Raw genomic sequence first — 230 nt, 5'->3', positions numbered from 1 at the left:
CTGCCGATGAAGCCGCAGCCGCCCGTGACGATGATGTTCTTGGGTTCGAAGATCTCGGACATGAGGGGTTCCTCCTAGTACTCGCGCGGGCTGTTGACGATCTCGCCGGCGGCGACCTTCTTCAGGTGCCGCCCGTAGACCGACTTGCCGTAGGCCTTCGCTGCCTCCTCGAGCTCGGCGGTCGTGATCCAGCCGTTCTCCCAGGCGATCTCCTCGGGCACGGACACGGG

Annotated in this window: 1 pseudogene; it reads right to left on the bottom strand. The window is 65.2% G+C overall.

The window, feature by feature from the left end:
• Positions 1-74: 74 nt before the first annotated feature.
• Positions 75-230 (bottom strand): annotated as a pseudogene (locus tag DWW12_RS10080) (glucose-1-phosphate thymidylyltransferase); the annotation flags it as partial.

Source organism: Collinsella sp. AF14-35 (genome assembly GCF_003464565.1).
Taxonomy (GTDB): Bacteria; Actinomycetota; Coriobacteriia; order Coriobacteriales; family Coriobacteriaceae; genus Collinsella.
The sequence above is the reverse complement of the archived record's forward strand: the minus strand, read 5'-3'. Positions and strand labels throughout refer to the sequence as shown.